The 5783-nt window shown below is 69.5% G+C and carries 2 protein-coding genes; both read left to right on the top strand.

From position 1 onward, the window contains the following. The coding region (locus CQZ88_RS13520) for an ABC transporter ATP-binding protein (protein WP_146034304.1) at nucleotides 1-1880 on the top strand (1880 nt) is incomplete at its 5' end. Nucleotides 1881-1987: 107 nt separating this feature from the next. Continuing rightward, nucleotides 1988-5728 (top strand): multifunctional oxoglutarate decarboxylase/oxoglutarate dehydrogenase thiamine pyrophosphate-binding subunit/dihydrolipoyllysine-residue succinyltransferase subunit, encoded by a 3741-nt coding sequence (locus tag CQZ88_RS13525; protein WP_102799890.1) that lies wholly within the window; start codon nucleotides 1988-1990, stop codon nucleotides 5726-5728. Nucleotides 5729-5783: the final 55 nt, after the last annotated feature.

Genomic DNA, 5783 nt, shown 5'->3' on the forward strand with positions numbered 1-5783 from the left:
CCACGCCGGCGCTGCGCCGGGCGGTCGAGGCGTTGCCCCCGGCCACCGAGCAACCGGGGCTCGACACGGCACAGCTGCGGCGCCCCGACCCCGAGTTCCGCCTCTCCCGGACGCTGCGGCCGGTGCGGTGGCTGCTGGCGGCGGTGGTGCTGTGCCTGGCGGTCGAGTCGCTGACGTCGATCGCGTTCCCGTCGATCGTGCGTTACGCCGTCGACCGCGGCGTCACGCCGGGCGAACCCGCGCGGCTGTGGGCGGCCACCGCCGTGGGCGCCGCGCTGGCGCTCCTGGCCTGGCTGGTGGTCGCGGTGCTCACCGTGCTCACCGCCCGCGCCGGCGAAAGGGTGCTGTTCGGGTTGCGGGTGCGCAGCTACGCGCACCTGCAGCGGCTGGGTCTGGACTACTACGAGCGGGAGCTGTCCGGCCGCATCATGACCCGGATGACCACGGACGTCGACGCGCTCTCCTCGTTCATCCAGACCGGGTTGTCCACCGCGGTGGTGAGCGTGCTGACGCTGGTCGGGATCTCGGTCGCCCTGCTCGCCACCGACCTCACCCTGGGGCTGGTGGCGCTGGCGGTGGTGCCGCCGTTGCTCGCGGCGACGCTGTGGTTCCGGCGGGTCTCGTCCACGGCCTACTCGGTCTCCCGCGAACGCATCTCCCTGGTCAACGCGGACTTCCAGGAGAACGTCACCGGGCTGCGGGCGGCCCAGGCCTACCGCCGGGAGGAGTTCGCGGCCCGCCGGTTCGCCGAGCGCGCCGATGCGTACCGGCGCAGCCGGATGCGCTCCCAGCGGGCCATCTCGCTGTACTTCCCGTTCATTGCGCTGCTGTCCGACCTCGCGCTGGCCGCGGTGGTGTTCGTCGGAGCCCGGGAGGTGGCCTCCGGGGCGACGACCGCGGGCGTGCTCGTCGCGTTCGTGCTCTACCTCGGCCTGCTGTTCGGTCCCATCCAGCAGTTGTCGCAGGTGTTCGACGGCTACCAGCAGGCCCGGGTGGGGCTGCGCCGGATCGGCGACCTGCTGCGCACCGAGAGTTCCCTCGAGACGGGCGGCACCGGCACGGTGCCCGTCCCGGGACACCTGCGCGGCGACGTGCGCCTCGACGACGTCGGGTTCCGCTACGCGGGGGCCGACACCGACGCGCTCACCGGCGTGGACCTGCACTTCCCCGCCGGCTCCACGGTGTCGCTCGTCGGCCGCACCGGCGCCGGCAAGTCCACGATCGTCAAGCTGCTGGCCCGGTTCTACGATCCGACGTCCGGCTCGGTGCGGGTCGACGACGTCGACCTGCGCGGGTATCGCCTGCCCGAGTACCGGGCCCGGCTCGGCGTCGTCCCGCAGGAGGCGCACCTGTTCACCGGCACCGTCGCGAGCAACATCGCCTACGGGCGGCCCGATGCGGACCGCGCGGACATCGAGGCCGCCGCACGCGCGGTGGGGGCCCTCGACATGATCGCCGGTCTGCCCGGCGGCATGCTGCATCCCGTCGGCGAGCGCGGGCAGGGCCTGTCCGCCGGGCAGCGTCAGCTCGTGGCGCTGGCCCGGGCCGAACTCGTCGATCCGGACCTGCTGCTGCTCGACGAGGCCACCGCGACGCTCGACCCGGGCACCGAACGGGCGGTGCTCGCGGCGGGCGAGTCGGTGACCCGCAGCCGCACCGCCGTGGTGGTGGCCCACCGGCTGGCCACCGCGGCACGCTCCGACCTGGTCGTCGTGGTCGACGGCGGGCGCATCGTGGAGACCGGATCGCACGACGCACTGCGGCACGCCGGAGGCGTGTACACGACCCTCTGTGATGCGGCCCAAATGCGGGCAGGGAATAATCGGCTGTCGAGAACCGTCGTCGATGGGGATCCCATCGAATCAGAGATTGTGAGGTAGGTCTCGACCGTGGCAGAGCTTTTTTGTTCGTCACAGCCGCGGGCTAGCCTCATATACATAGGCACTCCGATCGGGTACCGAAGAAAGAAACGAGGCGAACAACTGCCGTGAGCAGCAGCTCTACTTCCCAGTTCGGACAGAACCAGTGGTTGGTTGACGAGATGTACCAGCGGTTCCAGGACGATCCGTCGTCCGTGGACGCCAGCTGGCACGAATTCCTGACGGACTACTCCCCGGAGGCGGCGGTCGCGGGTGGCGCGAACGGCGCCACGCAGACCCAGCGTCCGGCGCAGAGTTCCGCCCCGACCTCCACCGAATCCGCCCCCGCCTCGAAGGCCACCCCGGCCCAGGCTCCGCCGAAGGCCGCTACTGCCCCGGCGAAGCCCGCACCGGCACCCAAGGCGGCTCCCGCTCCGGAACCGGCCAAGCCCGCCGCCGCCAAGCCGGCCCCCGCGAAGCCCGCCGCGCCGGCCACCCAGGAAGAGTCCAAGGTTCTCCGTGGCGCTGCCGCTGCCGTCGCGAAGAACATGAACGCCTCGCTCTCGATCCCGACCGCCACCAGTGTGCGCGCCATCCCTGCGAAGCTGATGGTCGACAACCGGATCGTCATCAACAACCACCTCGCCCGTACCCGCGGCGGCAAGGTGTCGTTCACTCACCTGCTCGGCTACGCCATCGTGCAGGCGGTGAAGGCGTTCCCGAACATGAACCGCCACTTCGCCGAGATCGACGGCAAGCCGAACGCGGTCACCCCCGCGCACACCAACCTCGGCCTGGCCATCGACCTGGCCGGCAAGGACGGCAACCGTTCGCTCGTCGTCGCCGCGATCAAGAACTGCGAGTCGATGAACTTCGCGCAGTTCTACTCCGCGTACGAGGACATCGTCCGTCGTGCGCGCGACGGCAAGCTCACCGCCGAGGACTTCTCCGGCGTCACCATCTCGCTGACCAACCCGGGCGGCATCGGCACCGTGCACTCGGTACCGCGGCTCATGCCGGGTCAGGGCACCATCATCGGTGCCGGTGCGATGGAGTACCCCGCCGAGTTCCAGGGCGCCTCGGACGAGCGCATCGCCGAGCTCGGCGTCGGCAAGCTGATGACGCTGACCTCGACGTACGATCACCGCATCATCCAGGGCGCGGAGTCCGGCGACTTCCTGCGGACCGTCCACAACCTGCTGATCAGCGACGATTTCTACGACGAGATCTTCCACACGCTGCACATCCCCTACGAGCCGGTCCGCTGGCGCAAGGACGTGCCGGAAGGCGCGGTCGACAAGAGCACCCGCGTCCTCGAGCTGATCGCCGCCTACCGCAGCCGCGGCCACCTGATGGCCGACACGGACCCGCTGCAGTTCGTCAAGGACAAGTTCCGGTCGCACCCGGACCTCGACGTCACCACGCACGATCTGACCCTGTGGGACCTCGACCGCGAGTTCAACGTCGGCGGCTTCCACGGTCAGCAGCGCATGAAGCTGCGCGACGTGCTGTCGGTGCTGCGCGACGCCTACTGCCGCCACGTCGGCGTGGAGTACACCCACATCCTCGATCCCGAGCAGCAGCAGTGGCTGCAGGAGCGCGTCGAGGCGCACCACGTCAAGCCGACCGTGGCGCAGCAGAAGTACATCCTCAGCCGCCTCAACGCCGCCGAGGCGTTCGAGACCTTCCTGCAGACCAAGTACGTCGGCCAGAAGCGGTTCTCGCTCGAGGGCGCCGAGTCGGTCATCCCGATGATGGACGCGATCATCGACCAGGCCGCCGAGCACGAGCTCGACGAGGTCGCCATCGCGATGCCGCACCGCGGCCGCCTGAACGTGCTGGCCAACATCGTCGGCAAGCCGTACTCGAAGATCTTCACCGAGTTCGAGGGCAACCTGAACCCGGCCGCCGCCCACGGCTCCGGCGACGTCAAGTACCACCTCGGCGCCGAGGGCAACTACATCCAGATGTTCGGCGACAACGACATCAAGGTGTCGCTCACGGCGAACCCGTCGCACCTCGAGGCCGTCAACCCGGTCCTCGAAGGCCTCGTGCGCGCCAAGCAGGACATCCTCGACAAGGGCGAGGGCGGCTTCACCGTCATGCCGCTGCTGCTGCACGGCGACGCCGCGTTCGCCGGCCAGGGCGTCGTGGCCGAGACCCTCAACCTCGCGCTGCTGCGCGGCTACCGCACCGGCGGCACCGTGCACATCGTCGTCAACAACCAGGTCGGCTTCACCACGGCCCCCGAGCACTCGCGGTCGTCGGAGTACTGCACCGACGTCGCGAAGATGATCGGCGCGCCGATCTTCCACGTCAACGGGGACGACCCGGAGGCGTGCGTGTGGGTGGCCCGGCTGGCCGTGGACTTCCGGGAGAAGTTCAACAAGGACGTCGTCATCGACATGATCTGCTACCGCCGTCGCGGCCACAACGAGGGCGACGACCCGTCGATGACGCAGCCGGCGATGTACGACGTGATCGACACCAAGCGCAGCGTCCGCAAGAGCTACACCGAGTCCCTCATCGGTCGTGGCGACATCTCGCTCAAAGAGGCCGAGGACGCGCTGCGCGACTACCAGGGCCAGCTCGAACGGGTCTTCAACGAGGTCCGCGAGCTCGAGAAGTACAAGCCGGAACCGTCGGAGTCGGTCGAGCTCGACCAGACGCCGCCGGCGAAGCTGACCACCGCGGTCGACAAGTCGGTGCTCGAGCGGATCGGCGACGCGTTCGTGAACGTCCCCGAGGGCTTCTCCGTGCATCCGCGCGTCAAGCCGGTCGTCGAGAAGCGCCGGGAGATGTCCCGCGAGGGTCACATCGACTGGGCGTACGCCGAGCTGCTGGCGTTCGGTTCGCTGGTCGAGCAGGGTGCCCTGGTGCGCCTGGCCGGTCAGGACTCGCGCCGCGGCACCTTCACCCAGCGCCACGCGGTGCTCATCGACCGCAAGTCCGGTGCCGAGTACACCCCGCTGCAGCAGGTGGCGGCCGAGGGCGGCAAGGGCGGCAAGTTCATGGTGTACGACTCGGCGCTGACCGAGTTCGCGGGCCTGGGCTTCGAGTACGGCTACTCCGTGGGCAACCCGGAGGCGCTGGTGCTGTGGGAGGCGCAGTTCGGTGACTTCGTCAACGGCGCGCAGTCCATCATCGACGAGTTCATCTCCTCCGGCGAGGCCAAGTGGGGTCAGCTCTCCGACGTGGTGCTGCTGCTGCCGCACGGCCACGAGGGCCAGGGCCCGGACCACACCTCGGGCCGCATCGAGCGGTTCCTGCAGCTGTGCGCCGAGGGTTCGATGACGGTGGCCATGCCGTCGACGCCGGCGAGCTACTTCCACCTGTTGCGCCGCCATCACCTCGACGGCATCCGCCGCCCGCTGGTGGTGTTCACGCCGAAGTCGATGCTGCGCAACAAGGCCGCGGTCAGCGACCTCGAGGACTTCACCACCGGCAAGTTCCGCTCGGTGTTCGAGGAGCCGCTGTACGAGAACGAGGGTGGCGACCGCGACAAGGTCACCCGCGTCCTGCTGACCTCCGGCAAGCTCTACTGGGAGCTGAAGGCGAAGAAGGACAAGGAGAAGCGGGACGACATCGCGATCCTGCGGATCGAGCAGTTGTACCCGGTGCCGCGTCGCCGCATCGCCGAGGCGCTCGACCGGTACCCGAACGCGCACGAGTTCTTCTGGGTGCAGGAGGAGCCGGCCAACCAGGGAGCGTGGCCGTTCCTGGGTCTGGCGCTGCCGGAGATGCTGCCCGAGAAGCTGTCGGGCATCAAGCGGGCGTCGCGGCGCGCGATGTCGGCTCCGTCCTCCGGCTCGAGCAAGGTTCACGCGGTCGAGCAGCAGGAGATCCTGGAGAAGGCGTTCGGCCGGTAGTCACCGGCGGTAGCCCCGCGGTTCTCACGCGAGCCGGGTCGTGCCTGCCCTTCGG

It is taken from the genome of Rhodococcus sp. ENV425 (assembly GCF_002887785.1).
In the GTDB taxonomy this organism is placed as follows: Bacteria; Actinomycetota; Actinomycetes; order Mycobacteriales; family Mycobacteriaceae; genus Rhodococcus; species Rhodococcus aetherivorans.